Origin of the sequence: Curtobacterium sp. MCLR17_058, from assembly GCF_003234705.2 — a bacterium.
Taxonomy (GTDB): domain Bacteria; phylum Actinomycetota; class Actinomycetes; order Actinomycetales; family Microbacteriaceae; genus Curtobacterium; species Curtobacterium flaccumfaciens.
Genome location: NZ_CP126262.1, coordinates 3,124,384 through 3,142,765, shown reverse-complemented (window position 1 = coordinate 3,142,765; position 18,382 = coordinate 3,124,384). Strand labels below are relative to the sequence as shown.

15 protein-coding genes are annotated in these 18,382 nt (G+C 72.0%); 7 read left to right on the top strand and 8 right to left on the bottom strand.

Annotated elements, in window-relative coordinates; genetic code table 11:
- Positions 1-270 precede the first annotated feature (270 nt).
- From DEJ11_RS14790 to DEJ11_RS14775, 4 genes are all read right to left on the bottom strand, one after another.
- On the bottom strand, positions 271-1,002 hold the full coding sequence (locus tag DEJ11_RS14790) for a response regulator (RefSeq protein ID WP_111105141.1): 732 nt from the start codon (positions 1,000-1,002) through the stop codon (positions 271-273).
- A complete protein-coding gene (locus DEJ11_RS14785) occupies positions 984-2,258 on the bottom strand; it encodes a sensor histidine kinase (RefSeq protein WP_181440899.1) in 1,275 nt (424 codons plus the stop codon). The genes DEJ11_RS14790 and DEJ11_RS14785 overlap by 19 nt, the downstream gene beginning before the upstream one ends.
- A gap of 82 nt (positions 2,259-2,340) precedes the next feature.
- The gene (locus DEJ11_RS14780; RefSeq protein WP_111055462.1) at positions 2,341-2,649 is read right to left on the bottom strand and encodes a transcriptional regulator; all 309 of its coding nucleotides are present in this window, start codon (positions 2,647-2,649) and stop codon (positions 2,341-2,343) included.
- Positions 2,646-3,056, bottom strand: coding sequence for a hypothetical protein (locus DEJ11_RS14775; protein ID WP_146248566.1), 411 nt, complete (start codon positions 3,054-3,056; stop codon positions 2,646-2,648). Before DEJ11_RS14775 ends, DEJ11_RS14780 begins: the two co-directional genes overlap by 4 nt.
- A gap of 126 nt (positions 3,057-3,182) precedes the next feature.
- Here DEJ11_RS14775 and DEJ11_RS14770 point away from each other — a divergent pair, with 126 nt between their 5' ends.
- Positions 3,183-3,536: a YciI family protein gene (locus DEJ11_RS14770; protein ID WP_111105139.1), complete on the top strand. Its 354-nt coding sequence runs from the start codon at positions 3,183-3,185 to the stop codon at positions 3,534-3,536.
- On the opposite strand, the gene DEJ11_RS14765 is transcribed toward DEJ11_RS14770, so the two are convergent.
- Positions 3,442-4,644, bottom strand: a complete 1,203-nt coding sequence (locus DEJ11_RS14765; RefSeq protein WP_220038346.1) for an MFS transporter — start codon at positions 4,642-4,644, stop codon at positions 3,442-3,444. The two genes, DEJ11_RS14770 and DEJ11_RS14765, sit on opposite strands and share 95 nt — an antisense overlap.
- A gap of 62 nt (positions 4,645-4,706) precedes the next feature.
- On the opposite strand from DEJ11_RS14765, the gene DEJ11_RS14760 reads away from it, so the two are divergent.
- On the top strand, positions 4,707-5,294 hold the full coding sequence (locus DEJ11_RS14760) for a TetR/AcrR family transcriptional regulator (RefSeq protein WP_071405954.1): 588 nt from the start codon (positions 4,707-4,709) through the stop codon (positions 5,292-5,294).
- The gene (locus DEJ11_RS14755) at positions 5,291-6,184 is read left to right on the top strand and encodes an alpha/beta hydrolase (protein WP_111105137.1); all 894 of its coding nucleotides are present in this window, start codon (positions 5,291-5,293) and stop codon (positions 6,182-6,184) included. The genes DEJ11_RS14760 and DEJ11_RS14755 overlap by 4 nt, the downstream gene beginning before the upstream one ends.
- A 118-nt stretch (positions 6,185-6,302) precedes the next feature.
- Here DEJ11_RS14755 and DEJ11_RS14750 read toward each other — a convergent pair whose 3' ends face one another.
- Positions 6,303-6,785 (bottom strand): ATP-dependent zinc protease family protein, encoded by a 483-nt coding sequence (locus tag DEJ11_RS14750; protein ID WP_027465989.1) that lies wholly within the window; start codon positions 6,783-6,785, stop codon positions 6,303-6,305.
- Positions 6,786-6,872: 87 nt separating this feature from the next.
- Here DEJ11_RS14750 and DEJ11_RS14745 point away from each other — a divergent pair, with 87 nt between their 5' ends.
- Positions 6,873-8,066, top strand: a complete 1,194-nt coding sequence (locus DEJ11_RS14745) for a RimK family alpha-L-glutamate ligase (RefSeq protein WP_111105163.1) — start codon at positions 6,873-6,875, stop codon at positions 8,064-8,066.
- Positions 8,067-8,162: 96 nt separating this feature from the next.
- Here the strand turns inward: DEJ11_RS14745 and DEJ11_RS14740 are convergent, their stop codons facing one another.
- Complete coding sequence (locus DEJ11_RS14740) at positions 8,163-12,752, bottom strand: Ig-like domain-containing protein (protein ID WP_284176633.1); 4,590 nt, start codon at positions 12,750-12,752, stop codon at positions 8,163-8,165.
- A 140-nt stretch (positions 12,753-12,892) separates the two neighbouring features.
- Here DEJ11_RS14740 and DEJ11_RS14735 point away from each other — a divergent pair, with 140 nt between their 5' ends.
- Genes DEJ11_RS14735 through DEJ11_RS14725 form a run of 3 tightly spaced genes read left to right on the top strand, consistent with a single transcriptional unit; the run spans position 12,893 to position 17,666 of the window.
- The gene (locus DEJ11_RS14735) at positions 12,893-13,966 is read left to right on the top strand and encodes a 3-oxoacyl-ACP synthase III (RefSeq protein WP_042537701.1); all 1,074 of its coding nucleotides are present in this window, start codon (positions 12,893-12,895) and stop codon (positions 13,964-13,966) included.
- Entirely contained in the window at positions 13,963-16,680 is a 2,718-nt protein-coding gene (locus tag DEJ11_RS14730) for an alpha/beta fold hydrolase (protein ID WP_258375444.1), read from the top strand. The genes DEJ11_RS14735 and DEJ11_RS14730 overlap by 4 nt, the downstream gene beginning before the upstream one ends.
- Positions 16,677-17,666 carry an NAD-dependent epimerase/dehydratase family protein gene (locus DEJ11_RS14725; protein WP_111103998.1) on the top strand — a complete coding sequence of 330 codons (990 nt, stop codon included), beginning with the start codon at positions 16,677-16,679 and terminating at the stop codon, positions 17,664-17,666. The genes DEJ11_RS14730 and DEJ11_RS14725 overlap by 4 nt, the downstream gene beginning before the upstream one ends.
- Here DEJ11_RS14725 and DEJ11_RS14720 read toward each other — a convergent pair.
- Entirely contained in the window at positions 17,642-18,292 is a 651-nt protein-coding gene (locus tag DEJ11_RS14720; protein WP_258375446.1) for a gamma-glutamylcyclotransferase family protein, read from the bottom strand. The two genes, DEJ11_RS14725 and DEJ11_RS14720, sit on opposite strands and share 25 nt — an antisense overlap.
- Between the last annotated feature and the right edge of the window lie 90 nt (positions 18,293-18,382).

Here is an 18,382-nt window from a genome sequence, read left to right as displayed (position 1 = left end):
TTGGTCTTTCGGTGCGTCGTGCTGGCGGCGCACGGCGCGGTCAAGGCCGCACGAGTTGAGCGAAGGCGCACGGTGCGGGCGTGGGGTGCGGTGGTGGGCACGGTGCGGGCTTGTTGGGCTGGTGCGGGTTTGGTTGCACGGTGCGTTGTGGTGGCTCGGCACGGTGCGGTCAACGCTGCACGGGTTGAACGAAGGCGCACGGTGCGGCCATGTCTGCGAACTCGGCACCGTGCGGGCTTGTTCGGTTCGTGCGGGTTCTGCTCGGCTCGGTCAGCCGGCGACGCCGTGCTCGAACGCCCAGACGACGGCCTGGATGCGGTCGCGCAGTGCGAGTTTCTGGAGCACGTTCGACACGTGGGTCTTCACGGTGGCGTCCCCGACGTAGAGCTCGGCGGCGATCTCCGCGTTGCTCAGGCCCCGGGCGAGGAGCCGCAGCACATCGGTCTCCCGCTCGGTGAGCCCGGCCGCGGCGAGTGCGTCGTCGCCCGTCGTGGCAGTCGTGTCGGTCGTCGCAGCCGTCGCCGTGGTGGTCGCCGAGGGCTGCACCGCAGCGGACGCCGTCGCCCGGCTGATCACCCGGCGCGTGACGTCCGGCGCGAGCAGGGCGTCCCCGGCGGCGACGGTCCGCACGGCGTCGATCAGCCGCTCGGGGGAGGCGTTCTTCAACAGGAACCCGCTCGCTCCCGCCTCGAGCGCCTGGAACAGCGCGTCGTCGCTGTCGAACGTGGTGAGGATGAGCACCGCCGGCGGGTCCGGCAGCGCCGCGATCCGCCGCGCGGCCTCGAGCCCGTCGACGCCCGGCATCTGCACGTCGAGGCAGACGACGTCCGGACGGAGCTGCTGCACGGCTTCGACCGCCCCGGCGCCGTCCGCGGCCTCGCCGACCACACGGAACCCGGGCTCGGACTCCAGGATCACGCGGAACCCGGCGCGGACGAGCTCCTGGTCGTCGGCCAGCACGATCGTCAGGTCGGTCGTCGCGTTCACGTCGTCGGCAGCCATGCCCGCACCAGGTAGCCTCCCCGGGCTCGTGGCCCGATCTCGATCCGTCCGTCCACGGCGGCGACGCGTTCCCGCATCCCGACGTGTCCGAGGCCGCTGCCGGAGGTGCTCCGGGCAGCACGGGCACCGAGCCCGTCGTCGGTGACCTCGACCTCGACGCCGTCGTCCAGGTACCGCATCCGGACGTCGGCGCGGGCGGTCGGGCCGGCGTGCTTGAGGATGTTCGTCACCGCTTCCTGCACGATCCGGTACGCCACCGCGGCCACCGTCGGCGGCACCGGTCGCTCGTCACCCACGACGACGTACTCGGCGGGGTGGCCGGCCACCCGGGCGGACTCGGCCAGTTCGGCGATCCGCGTGAGGCCCTCGGTGCTCGGGCCGTCGCCACCGGCCGTCCCGAGGCCGGACGCGTCGTCGTCGGAGCGCAGGGTGCCGAGCATCCGCCGGAGTTCCTCCACCGCGGTGCGGGCGCTCTCCTCGACCACCCCGAGCGAGGCGGTGGCCTGCGCGGGGTCGCGGTCGATCACGCGCCGTGCAGCACCCGCCTGCACCCCCATCAGCGAGACGTGGTGGGCGACCACGTCGTGCAGCTCGCGAGCGATCCGTACCCGTTCGATCGTGACGGCCTGTGCCGCGGACCGCTCCCGCTCGGCGGCGAGTTCGGCGGTGCGTTCGGCGAGCTGGTGCCGGGCCACTGCGGAGACCCAGGCGCGGTTGCCGGCGTACCAGGCCGCGCCGAAGTAGATCACGTTGATGACGACGTTGAGCAGCGAGATCGCGACGTAGGGCGCCACGGGGGAGTCCGTGTCGTTCGGCAGAGCGTTCGGCGACGCCCACCCGAACGAGATCGCGACGAACAGCCACGCGAACATGCCGCCGATGACGACCCAGCGCACTGCTTCGGCTCGCACCCGGTCGGAGCACCAGGCGCCCACCGTGTACAGCGCGATGAAGAGCGTGAAGTTGACGAGGAAGACCTCGGGCACCTGGAGCAGCTGCGTCGCGGCGAACGCCACCGCCGACACCAGTGCCACCGACATCGGGAACCGTCGGCGGAACGCGATCGGGGCCGCGTTCGCGACGATCATCAACGCCGAGACCCACCAGGCGGCCTGGTCGTCGCCGTACGTACCGGCCGACCCGTACAGGAACGTCGTGACGGCGAGCCCACCGGCCAGCACAACTGCGAGCACCGTGTCCTGCCGGTACTCGTGCCGCCCCACCGGCAGTCGCGACCACTCCGCCGTCGTCCCCACTCGCGAAACGCTAGCGGAATCCCCGTGCGATGTCGCCACCACGCTGGACTGCTCGGCATCCGCTCGCGTCACGGTGCTCTGGTCACCCAGCGGGCTCGGCGATCGCCCGGATGACGGCGAAGTGCCGCTCGAACGCATCTCGTCCTGCGTCGGTGAGGGCGAGCCAGCTCCTCGTGCTCCGTCCGACGCGAAGTCTGCGGATGCGGAGGAAACCCGCCTCTCCCAGGGTCGCCGCTGCTTGGGACAGCGTTGAGTCGCTCACCTCGAGTGCGTCCCGGACGACACCGAACTCCGCTTCGTCCACCGTCCTGAGCAGAGCGAGCAGTGAGAACCGCACCGGCGAGTGGATCCGATCGTCGAGTTCGTGCCGAGGGTGGGAGCCGCTCGTCATCGACGCCTCGGCCGAGCCTGCACCGCCGCCACGACGAGTGGCACTGCGACGACGAGCGAGGTCACTCCCCACGCCAGCACCGACGTCGACCCGTCGAGTCCTCGGAGCAGCGCGGCATTGAGCGGTGCGACGACGAGGACGTACAGGACACCGGTTGCGACCCAGGCGACGGTCATCAGTCGGTTGCCGCCGCGGGGAACGACCCGCCGGGTACTCGCGACGAGCCACAGCGCGATCACGACGACCGCGGCGACCGCGAGGATCGGCAGCCGCGGGGCATCCAGCCCCTCGACCACGAACACGAAGGACGCGACCACGGCGGCACTGCAGAGGAACACCGGTGTCTGCCAGCCGCGCCCGTGCCTGAGGAGAGTCCCGGCTGCAGCTCCTCGAGTGGAAGTGTTCATGTTCACAGATGGTAAACGTGAAACTGCCGCGTCCGCGGATGTCCCAGCGGAACAGCAGCTTCGCACCGAACGCGTCGGTCGGTGCACGGCAGGAGTAGCCTCCCGCCAACGAGCAGGGGAGACGCCATGCAGTTCCTCGTCAACGTCATCGACGACGGTCAGGCCGCCGCCGTCGGCAACACGTACTCCGCGACCGACGCCGAAGCCGCCGCGGTCGATTCCTTCAACCAACGGATGGCCGACGTGATCGTGTTCGCCGCCGGGGTCTCCGCACCCTCCGACGCCACCGTGGTCGACGCCCGCGAGGGCGCGGCGGACACCACGGCCGGGCGCGCCACGACCGGGCCCGCGACCGCCACCGACGAGTACGTCGCCGGGTTCTGGGTCATGGACCTCCCGGATGCCGAGACGGCGGCACGGGTGGCGCACCAGGCGTCGCAGGCGTGCAACCGGAAGATCGAGCTCCGCCCGCTGCTCTGACGGCACGGACCCCACCCGGCCGACGGACCACCGCAGGGACGGCGCTCGCCGCGGTCACACCCGCCCCGACCACGAACGACGCGACGAACCCGATCGCACCGACGAGCGCTCCGGCACCCGCAGCGCCGACTGCCTGCCCGAGCACGAGTGCGACGAACAACATCGACGTGCCCGCCGACGACCGCTCGGCATCGATCTCGGTCGTCCACGCGATCAGTGCCCCGGTCGCCGCCGTGTAGCCCCAGCCGAACACGGCACACGCCAGCAGTGCCGCGACCGTCGACTGCGGCGCTGCCCCCAGCACCACGACGGCGACGGCGACCGAACCCGCCGTGACCGCCCAGAGCGTCCGGGCGCGCAGTCCGCTCGTCCAACGCGCGGTGACCACGACGGCCGCTCCGCCGATCCCGAGCGCGATCCAGGCCGACACCGAGACGACGACCGACGCGCCGGCCTCCACCAGCGCCGAACGTCCGTAGGTCCAGACGACGGCGGACCCGGCCCCGAACAGCAGCGCCAGCACGAGCACCCCTCGGTGCGCCGCGAACCACGGGGTGCCGGGCAGCGGTGACCGGGACGCAGCAGTCCCGCCGCGGGACACCACGAGCAGCAGCACTCCGACCGCCAGGGAGAACACCCCGGACACCGCCCAGGCCGTCCGCCAGTCGGGCAGCAGCACGAGTGCGAGCACCCCGGCACCCACGAGCCCCGGGCCGGTACCCGCGTTCACGATCGCCTGCGCTCGACCGAGCAGCGCCGACGGCACCTGCTCGGCGACGATCCGCACGAGGGCGGGCGACGCGAGTCCGGCACCCGCCGACGCGAGCACGGCGCTCACGCCGAACGCCAGCGACCCGCCGGCCGTCGCCATGGCGATCGCGCCGACCCCCGCCACCAGGGTCGCGACCGCGACGAGGACCCGGGGCATCCGTGCGGCGAGCAGGAACCCGGCCACCGCACCGACGCAGTACAGCGCCGAGGCACCCGACGAGACCCACCCGGCGGCGTCTGCCCGGAGCCCCAGGTCCCGCTGCACGTCGGGCAGGAACAGCCCGTACGCCAGGCGCACCAGGCCGTAGGTGGCGGCGATCAGGCCGAGTCCGCTCACCAGGAGCAGTCGATGTCGTAACGAAAACGATCGTTTCACTTTTCAGAGCCTAGGGTGCTCTCATGGTGATGCGCCCAGGGACCGAGCAACGGCTGCTCGACGCCGCCGAGGAGCTCTTCTTCTCACAGGGCATCGCCGCCACCCCGATCGACGCCGTCCTCGAACGGGCCGGGGTCTCGACGGCCACGCTCTACCGCGGCTACGCGAGCAAGGAGTCGCTCGTCGCCGCGGCCCTCACCCGTCGCCACGAGGACTGGATCGCCACCTGGGACCGTGCGGTCGCCGCCGAACGGGACGACCTGGGCCGACTCCTGGCGGTGTTCGACGCCCTCGACGACTACCGCTCGACGCCCACGGGCTCCCGCTGGTGCGCCTTCCTCGGCACCGCCGCCGAGTACGCCGACGCCCCCGCCGAGGTCCGGCAGGTCCTGGACCTCGAGACCACCACCCTGCGCCGGCGGCTCGTGGCACGGGCGGTGCCGGTGGTCGGTCCCCGTGCCGGGGCCCTCGCCGACCAGCTGCTCCTCATCGTCTCCGGTTACCTTGCGATGCGACTGCGCGACCCCGCGCTCGACACGACGACGGCACGGTCCGTCGCCGCGTCCCTCATCCGGGAACACACCCCAGACGGAACGGCGCCCACCACATGACCCGATCGCGTGCTGCCACGATCACGCGGCGTTCCCTGCTCATCGGTGGCACGGGCATCGTCGCCGCGGGAGCCGTGGCCGAGGGGATCAACCTCGGCCTGCTGCCCGGGCGCTCGACCCTGTACCGGGTCCTCGGTCTGGACGGCACCGACGGCACGGTCCCCGACGTCCAGCCGGTCCCCACCACCTCCGGCACCTTCGTGTCAGCAGCGCGGAAGGGCCGCACCGTCGGCTGGACGATCGCGGCCCCGGCGTCCGACACCCCCTTGCCGGTGGCGGTCGCCATGCACGGCTACGGCGACGACCACACCTCGTTCTTCGGGCGGAGCCTGGGCTACGACCGGTTCCTCGCAGCGCACGTCGCCGCCGGCGGAGCACCGTTCGCGATCGCCTCGATCGACGGCGGCAACCGCTACTGGCACCGGCGTGCCGACGGCGACGACCCCGCCGCGATGGTCGTCGACGAGTTCCTGCCCCTGATCGCCCGCCGCGGCTTCGACACGGACCGCCTCGCCCTGACCGGCTACTCGATGGGTGGCTTCGGCGCCCTCCGGCTCGGCGGAGTGCTCGGCGCCTCGCGCGTCCGGGCCGTCTCGGCCATCAGCCCCGCGCTCTGGAAGTCGGCCGCCGACACCGCCCGCGGCGCCTTCGACGACGCCGCCGACTTCCGCGCGAACACGGTCCTCGGGCGTCAGCGCGCCCTCGACGGCGTCGCCGTCCGCGTCGACTGCGGCAACGGTGACGGGTTCGCTCCGGCGGTGCACAAGTACGTCGACGGCTTCGCCACGCCTCCGGCCGGAGGCTTCGCACCCGGCGCCCACACGCACGGGTACTGGCGCCGCCTGGCGCCCCAGCAACTCGCCTTCCTCGGCCGCCACCTCGGTCGCTGAGCCGACCAGCGCCCGAGACGCGCGTCCAGTCGGACGGGAGGCCCGTGGCGGCCCCGCACCGCGCCTCCAGGCCGTCGACCGGTCACCGCAACGGCCCGTGCCAGGTGACCAGGAGCGCTCAGGCGCGACCGCGGTTGCGGCGCCGGATCTCCTTCGGAGCGCGCCCGGCCATGAAGGACCGTGCAGGATCGACGAGGAAGCCCTGCCGGAGCGCCTCCCGACCGACGAGCATCCGGAACCCCATCTGATCCCGGTTGCTCAAGGTGACCTCGGACTCGACGACCTGCCCGGCCAACGCGATCCGCGTGCGGACGACGATGCGCTCCTGGGTGTGCCCGGTCGAGCTGCGGACGATACGCCGGTCGTGCACGTCGCACTCGATGGTGGAGGCGTCGGCATCGGTGTCCTGCCAGGGGTGCAGCGAGAACCGCACCCGCTCGCCGGGCAGTTCCTCGAGGTCGAAGGCGTGCAACGCGGAGCTCCGGGCGCCGGTGTCGAGCTTCACCTTGATCCACGGCACGCCGAGGTCCGGCAGTCCCGCCCACTCCCGCCACCCGGCGACGACGAGCCCGCTGTCGGAGGACTTCGGAGCTCGGGCCATGTGCCCATCCTGTCGCATGCTCCGTGGCCACGTCCGCATGCTTTGATGGAGCGTCGCCGTCGATCCGACCCAGCGGAGAACCCCTCGATGAAACTCGCCATCCTGTCGCGCGCGCCCCAGGCGTACTCGACCCAGCGCCTCCGCGCAGCGGCACTCGACCGCGGTCACGAGGTCAAGGTGCTCAACACCTTGCGCTTCGCGATCGACCTGTCCGGCGATGACCCGGACCTGCTCTACCGCGGCAAGCTGCTGAGCGACTACGACGCCGTGCTGCCGCGCATCGGCAACTCGATCACCTACTACGGCACCGCCGTCGTGCGCCAGTTCGAGCAGATGGACGTCTACACGCCGAACACGGCGAACGGCATCACGAACTCGCGCGACAAGCTCCGGGCGAACCAGATCCTGTCGCGGCACGACATCGGCATGCCGGCGACGACCTTCGTGGCCGGCCGTAACGACGTGCGCGGCGCGATCGAACGGGTCGGCGGCGGGCCCGTCGTCATCAAGCTCCTCGAGGGCACGCAGGGCATCGGCGTGATCCTGGCACCCGAGGCGAAGGTGGCCGAGTCGATCGTCGAGACCCTCCACTCCACGAAGCAGAACGTCCTGATCCAGCGGTTCATCGCCGAGAGCCGCGGTCGTGACATCCGGGCCCTCGTCGTCGGTGACCGGGTCGTGGCGGCGATGCGCCGGACCGCCTCGGGTGACGAGTTCCGCTCCAACGTGCACCGCGGCGGCACCGTCGAGAAGGTCACGCTCTCGCCCGAGTACGAGGCGGTGGCCGTGCGCTCGGCGCAGATCATGGGCCTCAAGGTCGCCGGCGTCGACATGCTCGAGGGCAACGACGGGCCGCTCGTGATGGAGGTCAACTCCTCACCGGGGCTCGAGGGTGTCGAGCGCGCCACCGGCCTCGACATCGCCGGTGCGATCGTCGACTTCATCGCGAACCAGGTCGCGTTCCCCGAGATCGACGTCCGCCAGCGGCTGTCCGTCTCGACCGGCTACGGCGTCGCCGAGCTCCTCGTGCACACCAACGCCGACCTGGTCGGCAAGACGATCAAGGAGTCCGGGCTCTGGGACCGGGACATCACGGTCCTCACGCTGCACCGCGGCTCGAACGTCATCCCGAACCCGCGCAGTGGCGTCGCCCTCGAGCCGGGGGACCGCCTGCTCTGCTTCGGCAAGCTCGAGGAGATGCGGTCGATGATCCCGGAGCGTCGCAAGCGGCGTGCGAAGGTGCGGAAGCTGCCGAAGGAGCCGTTGCAGACCGAGGGCTGAGCGCTCGGGGCGCTGCAGCGCCGTGACAGCCGGGAGGCCCGGATCGCGTCCTCTCGTCGGGTACGTGATCCGGGCCTCCAGTCCGCAGTCGGGGGCTCAGTCGCCGCGCACGTCGCCTTGGCGTCGGCGCGCGAGCAGGCGCAGGACGGCGCCGAGCCCGAGCGCGGTGAGCGCGGCGGCGAGCCAGCCGCCGAGCTCGACGCCGGTGAACGCGAGCTCACGGTTGGTGGTGCCGGTGCCGGTGCCGGTGGTGCCGGCTCCGTCGGTCTTCGGAGCGGGTGCGGTGCGATCGTCGGTCGAGCCGAGCTGCGGGCCGGTGCCCGGGGCCACGATCCCCGGGAACGCGATTCCCGTTCCGGCCCCGTTGTCGTTCTCGTCGTTCTCGCCCTCTTCGCTCTCGGGGACGAGCGTGACGAGCATGCTCGAGCCCGGTGAGACGTGACCGATGCGGTCCACGGCGACGACCGACAGCAGGTGCGCTCCCGGCTCCAGGGGAGCCGTCGTCCGGAAGGCGAACCGCCCGTCGGAGTCGGCGGTCCCACGGCCGAGCTCACGGCCGTCGGCGTCGCGGATCACGACCGTCGAGCCGGGCTCGGCGGAGCCCCGGACGACGCCGGTGCCGTCGACGATGTCGTCGAACGCCTCGAGGACCGGTGCCGCCGGGGCCTCGGTATCGACGTCGACCGTGGTCTTCGTCTCGTCGGAGGTGTTGCCGGCCTTGTCCTGCGCGATGAGCTCGAGGTCGTGCCCACCGTCCATGAGCGGCTCGTCGAGGGCGATCTCGAAGTCGCCGTTCTCGTCCGCGGTGTCGCGGCCGAGCTCGTTGCCGTCTTCGTCGCGGATGATGACGGTGGCGCCGGGCTCGGCGGTCCCGGTGATGGGTCCCTTGCCGTTGTCGAGATCGCTGGGGCTGGTCACGACCGGTGCGTCGGGTGCTTCGGTGTCGACGTCGACCGTGGTCGTCGTCTCTTCGGAGGTGTTGCCGGCGTCGTCCTGGGCGATGAGTTCGAGCTTGTGCTCGCCGTCGTCGAGGGGCTCGTCGAGTTCGATGCTGAAGTCGCCGTCGTCGTTGGTTTCGCCGCGGCCGATCTCGTTGCCGTCTTCGTCGCGGATGATGACGGTGGCGCCGGGCTCGGCGGTCCCGGTGATGGGTCCCTTGCCGTTGTCGAGGTCCTTGGGGCTGGTGACGACGGGAGCCGTGGGGGCTTCGGTGTCGACGTCGACGGTGGTCGTCGTCTCTTCGGAGGTGTTGCCCGCCTTGTCTTCAGCGATGAGTTCGAGCTTGTGCTCGCCGTCGTCGAGGGGCTCGTCGAGCTCGATGCTGAAGTCCCCGTCGTCGTTGGTTTCGCCGCGGCCGATCTCGTTGCCGTCCTCGTCGCGGATGATGACGGTGGAGCCGGGCTCGGCGGTCCCGGTGATGGGTCCCTTGCCGTTGTCGAGGTCGCTGGGACTGGTGACGACCGGGGCCGTGGGGGCTTCCGTGTCGACGTCGACCGTGGTGTCGGTCGGGTTGGATTCGTTGCCGGCGTCGTCCTGGGCGACGAGTTCCAGCTTGTGCTCGCCGTCGTTGAGGGGCTCGTCCAGCTCGATGCTGAAGTTCCCGTCGTCGTTGGCTTCGCCGCGGCCGAGTTCGTTGCCGTCTTCGTCGCGGATGATCACCGTCGAGCCGGGCTCGGCGGTGCCGGTGATGGGGCCGGTCCCGTCAGCGAGGTCGGACGGACTGGTGACGACGGGTGCGGTCGGGGCCTTCGTGTCGATGTCGACCGTGGTCTTCGTCTCTTCGGAGGTGTTGCCGGCCTTGTCCTGGGCGATGAGTTCGAGCTTGTGGGCGCCGTCGTCGAGGGGCTCGTCGAGCTCGATCGAGAAGTCCCCGTCGTCGTTGGCTTCGCCCCTGCCGATCTCGTTGCCGTCCTCGTCACGGATGATCACTACCGAGCCCGGCTCCGCGGTCCCGGTGATGGGGCCCTTGCCGTTGTCGAGGTCCTTGGGGCTGGTGACGACTGGTGCGTCGGGGGCTTCGGTGTCGACGTCGACCGTGGTGTCGGTCGGGTCGGATTCGTTGCCGGCCTTGTCCTGGGCGACGAGTTCGAGCTTGTGCTCGCCATCGTTGAGCGGTTCGTCCAGCTCGATGCTGAAGTCGCCGTCGTCGTTGGCTTCACCGCGGCCGAGCTCGTTGCCGTCTTCGTCACGGATGATCACGGTGGCGCCCGGTTCGGCGGTTCCGGTGATGGGGCCGGTCCCGTCAGCGAGGTCGGACGGGCTGGTGACGATTGGTGCCGTCGGCGCCTTGGTGTCGACGTCGACCGTGGTCTTCGTTTCCTCTGACTGGTTGCCAGCCTTGTCCTGGGCGATGAGTTCGAGGTGGTGGTCGCCATCGTCGAGCGGCTCTTCCAGCTCGATGCTGAAGTCCCCGTCATCGTTGGCCTCGCCGCGGCCGAGTTCAGTACCGTCCTCGTCGCGGATGATCACGGTGGAGCCGGCCTCGGCGGTCCCGGTGATGGGTCCCTTGCCGTCGCTCAGGTCGGACGGGCTGGTGACGACTGGTGCGTCGGGTGCTTCGGTGTCGACGTCGACGGTGACCGGGGTCGGCGTCGAGACGTTGCCGGCGTCGTCCTGGGCGATCAGCTCGAGGTGGTGGGCGCCGTCGTCGAGGGGCTCGTCCAGCTCGATGCTGAAGTCGCCGTCGTCGTTGGCTTCGCCGCGGCCGATCTCGTTGCCGTCCTCGTCGCGGATGATCACCGTGGCACCAGGCTCGGCGGTGCCGATGATCGGACCCGCGCCGTCAGCGAGGTCGGTCGGTCCGGTCACGATCGGTGCGTTCGGAGCGTCGTCGTCCACGTCCACCGTGACCGGCGTCGGCTCGGAGGTGTTGCCGGCCTCGTCCTGCGCGACGAGCTCGAGGTCGTGCGCGCCGTCGTCGAGCGGCTCGTCGAGCACGACGGTGAACTGCCCGTCGTCGCGGGCCTCGGTACGGCCGAGTTCGTTGCCGTCGGCGTCGCGCACGATCACTGTCGAACCGGGTTCGGCCGACCCGGTGAAGGGGCCGGTGCCGTCGGCGAGGAACTCGGGGGTCGTGCTGATCGGTGCGTCGGGTGCGGTGACGTCGGGTGCGGTGACGGTCACGGGCGAGGGAGCCGACTCGTTGCCGGCGTCGTCCTGCGCGACGACCTCCAGGCCGTGGTCGCCCTCGGTCAGTGGCTCGTTCAACTCGACCGAGAAGTCGCCGTCGTCATTGGCTTCGCCGCGCCCGATCTCGTCGCCGTCCCGGTCGCGGATGATCACGATGGAGCCGGGCTCGGCGGTGCCGACCACCGGGCCGGTCGGGGTCGCGAGGTCCTGGCGCTCGACGACCGGAGCATCGGGCGCGGTGGTGTCCGGGACGACCGCGGTCGCGGTCGCCGGGCCGGACTCGTTGCCGACCGCATCGGCGGCGACGACCACGAGGTCGGTCGCACCCTCGGGCAGCGGTGCGTCGAGACGGACGGAGAAGTCGCCGGCCTCGTTCGCACGATCGCGGCCGAGTTCGTTGCCGGCGGGGTCGCGGACGATGACGATGGCGCCTGGCTCGGCGGTGCCGGTGATGGGTCCGGTCGGGTCGGCGAGGGTGCCGGGGTCGTCGACGATCGGGACGTCGGGGGCGGTGGCGTCGACGTCGAGGGTCGCCGTGGTCGGGTCGGCGGTGAAGCCGTTGCGGTGCTGCACGGCGGTGACGGTGACCGACCCCTCCGACAGCGCCTCGGTGACGGGGAGCGACCAGGTGCCGTCATCGCCGACGGGGACGTTCACCGGCGCCCGGTCACCGACGGCCACGTCGACGGTGCCACCGCGGACGCCCTGGCCGGTGATGGTCGGCTTCGGCCCGACGGCTGCGGTCGGCTCGTCGATGACGGCGGCGGTCAGCGGGATGGTGACCTTCCACGTCGATGTCGTCTGCTCGCTCGAGTTCACGTAGTCGGTGGCGGCGTTCGGGGCGAACGAGCCGTGCACCGTGATGACGTCGCCCGGCAGAGCGGAAACGTCGACGGTGATCGGCACCCGGATGTGGTTGAAGTTCGCTCCTCCGGTGTTGAGTGGCTGGGGGTTCCCGCCGAGGCAGTCGGTCTGCGTGGAGGACGTGAACGTGCAGTTCGCAACGTTCGCCGTGCCTGAGTTCGCCACGGAGAACGGCGGTCGTCCGCGTGTGAAGGTCGCGGGGCCGGTGATGGTCCAGTGGAAGTCGAGCGAACGGCTCGGGATCGTGAAGCCACTCACGTTCTTGACGTTGAAGATCGACGTCTCGAACCGCTGTCCCGGCTGACCGATCGCGTCCGCGGCTCCATCGACGTACACGTTGATCGGCGTCTCGTTCGGCGTGACCTCGACGGTCGTGGGCTGCGCCTCGGGGGTGGGGGTGGGGATCGGGGCGGGCGCGGTGCTCGGCGCCGGGGCCGGCTCCGGCTCCGTGGCGGGGTCGGCGTCGACCGGGGCCGCGGTGTCCGCGGGCGCGTCGGGCTCGACAGGTGCGCCACTGTCGACAGGTGACTCCTCCTCGCCCGGAGCCTCCGGCTCCACGGACGCGTCGGCTCGCTCCTCGGTCGGCGCGGGTGCCGTCGTGACGGTCGTCGCGGCGGCCATGTCCGGCACCGCCAACGGCGCGAACGCCAGCAGGAGGGCTGCGGCAGAGGTGGACTTGCTGAGCGGGGGCATTCGGGGCTCCGATCGAAGGGTCGGTAGCCATCGTATGCAATATGTATTTCACATGCAATGCATTGCGCGGATTCAGGGCCGTCCAGCGCATCCGGATCGCGCACACAGGCCAGATGCGGAAGTATGTGTCGGTGACGATCATGACGGAACGGCCGGTCGACCAGGCATCGAGCAGTGAACCGGAGCAGCCCGGCAACGCCACGGCGAAGCACCGGAACGTCTCACTGCTCTCCGTGGCGACCACCACGGCGGAGCGTGTGACGACCTCGGCCGACATCGAGGCCAAGCTCCGCGGGGTCCTCCGTCGACTCCGTCTGCCGATGGGGCTGCTCGAGCGCGTCGCCGGGGTCATCGAGCGTCGCAACTGGGGCGAGGGCCAGACCTTCCAGGACGCTGCGATCGATGCCGGCCGCCGTGCCATGGCCGAAGCCGGGGTCCGTCCGGACGAGATCGGGCTGCTCATCAACACCTCGGTGACCCGTCCGCACCTCGAGCCGTCGGTGGCCGTCCGCCTGCACCACGGCCTCGGGCTGCCGTCGTCCGCCATCAACTTCGACATCGCGAACGCCTGCCTCGGGTTCGTCAACGCCATGAGCGTCGCCGCGGGCATGATCGACTCCGGGCAGATCAAGTACGCGCTCGTCGTCGACGGCGAGGACGCCGACCAGGTGCAGCTCAACACCATCGACCGCCTGAACCAGGGCGGCCGGAACCGCAAGGACTTCATGAGCGAGTTCGCCAGCCTGACCCTCGGGTCCGGTGCCGCGGCGGCCGTGCTCGGCCCGGCGGACCTGCACCCCGAAGGACACCGGATCGTCGGCGGCGTCACCCGCGCGGCGACCCAGTGGTACGACCTGTGCGTCGGCAGCGTCGACGGCATGTTCACGGACGCGAAGATGCTGCTCAAGGGCGGCATGGAGCTCGTCGTCGCCGCCTGGACCGAGGCCCGAGCCCACTTCGACTGGGCCGACATGGACCGCTACGTGCTGCACCAGGTCTCGGACGTGCACACCAACGCCTTCGTCGAGGCGATCGGCATCCCGCGCGACAAGGTCCCCACCACGTACCAGCGGTTCGGCAACGTCGGCCCCGCGTCGATCCCGATCACCCTGGCCGACGAGGTCGCATCCGGTGGTATCCGTCGCGGTGACCGCGTGTTCCTGGGTGGCGTCGGTTCCGGCATCAACACGGCGATGATGGAACTCCACTGGTGAGGTCCCGGCTGCCCCGCGTCGCCGCGAGCACGGCTCCGGCGACGCAGCCGCCCTCCCTGCCCGGCCTCGACCCGGCCTGGTCGCGTCTGGTCACGGTTCCCGTGTGGTCCGGAGAGCGGACGGGAGGAACGGATCGCGCCGCGCGCACCTGGCACCTCCTCGACACGGCCGGGTCCCTGGCCGCGCTCGGCGTGGAACCGATCGGCACCATCCTGTGCGTGCACGGCAACCCGACGTGGTCGTACCTGTGGCGGTCGGTGCTCCGCACCTCGCTCGAGGTCGCGCAGGCCGGCGGACCGGCCTGGCGTGTGGTCGCCGTCGACCAGCTCGACATGGGCTTCTCGGAGCGCACCGGCGTCGAGCGGGGACTGGCGCAGCGCGTCGCGGACCTCGGAGCCCTGACCGACGAACTCGGGCTGACCGGACCGGTCGTCACCCTCGGCCACGACTGGGGCGGTGTGGTGTCGCTCGGTTGGGCGGTCGACCACCCGGACGCCCTGGCCGCCGCGATGACGTGCAACACCGCCGTGCACCAGCCCGACGACGCCCCGATCCCTGCACCGCTGCGGCTCGCCCTCGGCCCGGGGATGCTCGGCCGCGCGACGGTCGTGACCCCGGCGTTCCTCGAGACCACCCTGGCCATCGCGCACCCGAAGCTCGACCGTGCCACGGCCGACGGCTACCGGGCACCCTACCGCGGTGCCGCCCGTCGCGGTGGCATCGGCGGCTTCGTCGCGGACATCCCCGTCGACGCCCGGCACCGGAGCGCACCCGAACTCGACCGCATCGCCGCCGGGGTCGCCGCGCTCGACGTGCCGGTGCTCCTGCTCTGGGGTCCGCGCGACCCGGTGTTCCTCGAGCGCTACCTGGACGACCTGACCGAACGCGTGCCGCACGCCGACGTCCACCGGTTCGAGGGTGCCGGGCACCTGCTGCCTGATGACGCCGACGTGGCGGGCGCGGTGTTCGACTGGCTCGGTGACCGCCTGCCGGACGGTGGCCGTCCTGCCCAGGCCCCCACGGGCCTCCAGTCCGACGCCGTGGACCCGGGCCAGCCCGCACCGGCGACCCCGCCGCTCTGGGCACGGCTCGACGAACTGCGTGACAGTGACGAACCCGCGCTGGTCGAGATGGCCGCAGCCGGTGGCCCCCGCACCATCACGTGGCGGCTGCTCGCACGACGGGTCGACGAGATCGCCGCAGGACTCGACGACCTGGGCGTCCGGAGCGGCGACCGTGTCTCGCTCCTGGTGACCCCCGGTGCCGACCTGACCGCCGTCCTGTACGCCTGCGTGCGGATCGGCGCGGTCGTCGTCGTCGCGGACGCCGGACTCGGACTCGGCGGCCTGACCCGCGCGGTCCGCGGAGCCCGACCCGACTGGATCATCGGCGCGCTGCCCGGGCTCGGTGCCGCGCGTGCCCTCGGCTGGCCGGGGCGACGCATCGCGACGCTCTCGCTGCCCGCGCCGGCCCGGAAGGCGCTGCGGGTGGAGCACACGCTCGTCGACGTCGCCCGACGGGGTGCGCGTCGTCTCGCGCACGGCACCGCGCTGCCGGCGGCACCGTCGCCGGACGCACCCGCGGCCGTGCTCTTCACCTCGGGATCGACCGGGCCGGCGAAGGGCGTCGTGTACACGCACGGGCAGCTCAGCGCCGTCCGGGACGCCCTGGCCACCCAGTACGACGTCGGTGTCGGCACCGCCCTCGTTGCCGGGTTCGCACCGTTCGCGCTGCTCGGCCCGGCCCTCGGAGCACGGTCGGTCGCGCCCGACATGGACGTGACCGCGCCACGCACCCTGACGGCGAAGGCGGTCGCGGCCTCGGTCGCCGCGGCCGACGCCACCGTGGTGTTCCTGTCGCCGGCGGCCCTGGCGAACGTCGTCGCGACCGCGTCGGAGCTCACCGACGCCGACCGCCAGGCACTGAAGGGCGTGCGGCTGTTCCTGTCGGCCGGGGCTCCCGTCTCGGCTGCGCTGCTCACCGCGGCGACCGAGCTGATGCCGAACGCCAGCGCCCACACCCCCTACGGCATGACCGAGGGACTGCTCATGACCGACGTCGACCTCGACGGGGTCCGTGCCGCCGGTCGGTCCGACGACGAGGGGATCTGCGTCGGGGTGCCGGCAGCGAACGTCCGCGTCCGCATCGCGCCGCTCGACGGTTCCGGGCGCTCGACCGGAGCCCTGACGGACGAGCCCGGGATCACCGGGGAGATCGTCGTCGCGGCACCCCATGTGCGCGACCACTACGACCGGCTCTGGCGCACCGATCGGGTCTCGCGCCTCGGCGTCGACGACCCGCGCGGGCACCGCACCGGGGACGTCGGACACCTGGACGCCGCGGGACGGATCTGGGTCGAGGGCCGACTGCAGCACGTGCTGGTGACTCCGGACGGGGTCGTCACGCCGGTGGGACCGGAGCAGCGGATCGAGGGCGTCGACGGTGTCGAACGCGCCGGCGTCGCGGGCATCGGGCCGGTCGGCACACAGCAGGTGGTGGCGGTCGTCGAGACCGACCCTGCCGTGCGCCGGCCGGGTCTGGCGTCGCCGTCGCTCGCCGCAGCGATCCGTGCCGCCGCCGGGGTGCCGCTCGCCGCGGTGCTCGTCGTGCCCGTGCTGCCGACCGACATCCGGCACAACTCAAAGGTCGACCGCACCCGGCTGTCCCGCTGGGCCGGCTCGGTGCTGTCCGGCGGACGGATGGTCCGCCCGTGAAGGTCCTGGTCACCGGGGCCAGCGGGTTCCTCGGACAGGCCACCGCCGCCGCCGTGCGGGACGCCGGCCACGAGGTCCGGACGTTCCAGCGCCGTCCCTCGGGCGTAGCCGGGGTGCAGGACGTCGCCGGGACGATGACCGACGACGCCGCGATCGCCCGCGCGGTCGACGGGGTCGAGGCCGTCGTGCACCTGGCCGCGAAGGTGTCACTCGCCGGGGACCCGGCCGACTTCGCCCGGGTCAACATCGAGGGAACCCGCTCACTGCTGGCGGCCGCCCGTGCAGCCGGGGTCGGGCGCTTCGTCTTCGTGTCGTCGCCGTCGGTCGCGCACACCGGTTCGTCGCTCGTCGGGGCCGACGCCGGTCCGGCCGAGCCGTCCCGTGCCCGAGGCCACTACGCCCGCACCAAGGCCGCGGCGGAGCTGCTGGCACTCGACGCCGACGCCCCGGACTTCGCCGTCGTGGCGGTCCGGCCGCACCTGGTGTGGGGTCCGGGCGACACGCAACTCGTCGGACGGATCGTCGAGCGTGCCCGCGCCGGACGGCTCCCGCTGCTCGACTCCGGCGCCGCGCTCATCGACACGCTCTACGTCGACAACGCCGCGACGGCGATGGTCGCGGCACTCGAGCACGTCACGGACGACGGCGTCCACGGCAACGCCTACGTCGTCACGAACGGTGAGCCCCGACCGGTCGCCGACCTGCTCGCCGGCATCTGCACGGCGTCGGGCGTCCGACCGCCGCAGTGGCACGTGCCGGCCGCGGTCGCGCGGGCCGCGGGCTCCGTGGTCGAGGCCGTCTGGCGCGTCCGACCGGGCGAGGACGAGCCGCCGATGACCCGGTTCCTGGCCGAACAGCTCTCGACGGCGCACTGGTTCGACCAGCGACGGACCCGGCGCGACCTGCGGTGGACCCCGTCGGTGTCGATCGACGAAGGGCTCGAACGGCTGCGTGCTGCGGCTCAGGCCTCGTCGGCCGCCACGTAGACCCAGGCCGTCGAGCCCGAGGCCAGCGTGACCCGGATGCGCTGGTAGTCGGCGACCTCGTAGCCGTCGACCGCGCGGAGCTGCCACTCGTACCCGAGCGTCAGGGCCACACCCTCGACGACGTCGCCCGCGGAGCCGCGGCGCAGGATCGGGTGCCGGTCGGAGCCGCTCGTCCGGACGACGTCCGGGTCGGTGATCGTCACCCAGTCGAGCCGCCAGCCGGGCAGGGAGTCCGGGGTGGTGGGGACGTGGTCGCCGAACAGCGACTCCTGCACGAGCGGCTGCTGGAGCGTGCCGTACGAGAAGACCCGGTGCGTCTCGCCGGGGCGCGGCGTCGGACGCCCGACGGGACGCGGAGCGACCGCCGGGGTCGAGGTCCAGACGAGTGCACCGGCCAGGCCGGTCAGGCCGAGGTGCAGCAGCCCGATGATGCCGAGGGCGCTGCCCCAGTAGATCCCGGAGTCGTCGCCGAGGCAGCGGGACTGCGGCCAGATCTCGGAATCGGAGAGGCACCCGTACCGGTTCGTGATCCCGACCACCAGCCCGATGACGCCGACGACGAGACAGACGAGCGCGAACGCGCCGAGACCGATGACCCAGCGCTGGCCGGGGGAGAGACGCTTCACGTCGCGAGGCTAGCGGACGGACAGTGGACTCCGGGACCACCCGGGTGGGCCGGCCTGGTCGGGTGGGGCGGGCCTCCCGGCCGGGACCGT

What these genes read in the sequence shown, in the direction of transcription:
- DEJ11_RS14790 (WP_111105141.1), bottom strand. Translation starts at nt 1,002, where the DNA reads ATGGCTGCCGACGACGTGAACGCGACGACCGACCTGACGATCGTGCTG.
- DEJ11_RS14780 (WP_111055462.1), bottom strand. Translation starts at nt 2,649, where the DNA reads ATGACGAGCGGCTCCCACCCTCGGCACGAACTCGACGATCGGATCCAC.
- DEJ11_RS14775 (WP_146248566.1), bottom strand. Translation starts at nt 3,056, where the DNA reads ATGAACACTTCCACTCGAGGAGCTGCAGCCGGGACTCTCCTCAGGCAC.
- DEJ11_RS14770 (WP_111105139.1), top strand. Translation starts at nt 3,183, where the DNA reads ATGCAGTTCCTCGTCAACGTCATCGACGACGGTCAGGCCGCCGCCGTC.
- DEJ11_RS14760 (WP_071405954.1), top strand. Translation starts at nt 4,707, where the DNA reads ATGGTGATGCGCCCAGGGACCGAGCAACGGCTGCTCGACGCCGCCGAG.
- DEJ11_RS14755 (WP_111105137.1), top strand. Translation starts at nt 5,291, where the DNA reads ATGACCCGATCGCGTGCTGCCACGATCACGCGGCGTTCCCTGCTCATC.
- DEJ11_RS14750 (WP_027465989.1), bottom strand. Translation starts at nt 6,785, where the DNA reads ATGGCCCGAGCTCCGAAGTCCTCCGACAGCGGGCTCGTCGTCGCCGGG.
- DEJ11_RS14745 (WP_111105163.1), top strand. Translation starts at nt 6,873, where the DNA reads ATGAAACTCGCCATCCTGTCGCGCGCGCCCCAGGCGTACTCGACCCAG.
- DEJ11_RS14740 (WP_284176633.1), bottom strand. Translation starts at nt 12,752, where the DNA reads ATGCCCCCGCTCAGCAAGTCCACCTCTGCCGCAGCCCTCCTGCTGGCG.
- DEJ11_RS14735 (WP_042537701.1), top strand. Translation starts at nt 12,893, where the DNA reads ATGACGGAACGGCCGGTCGACCAGGCATCGAGCAGTGAACCGGAGCAG.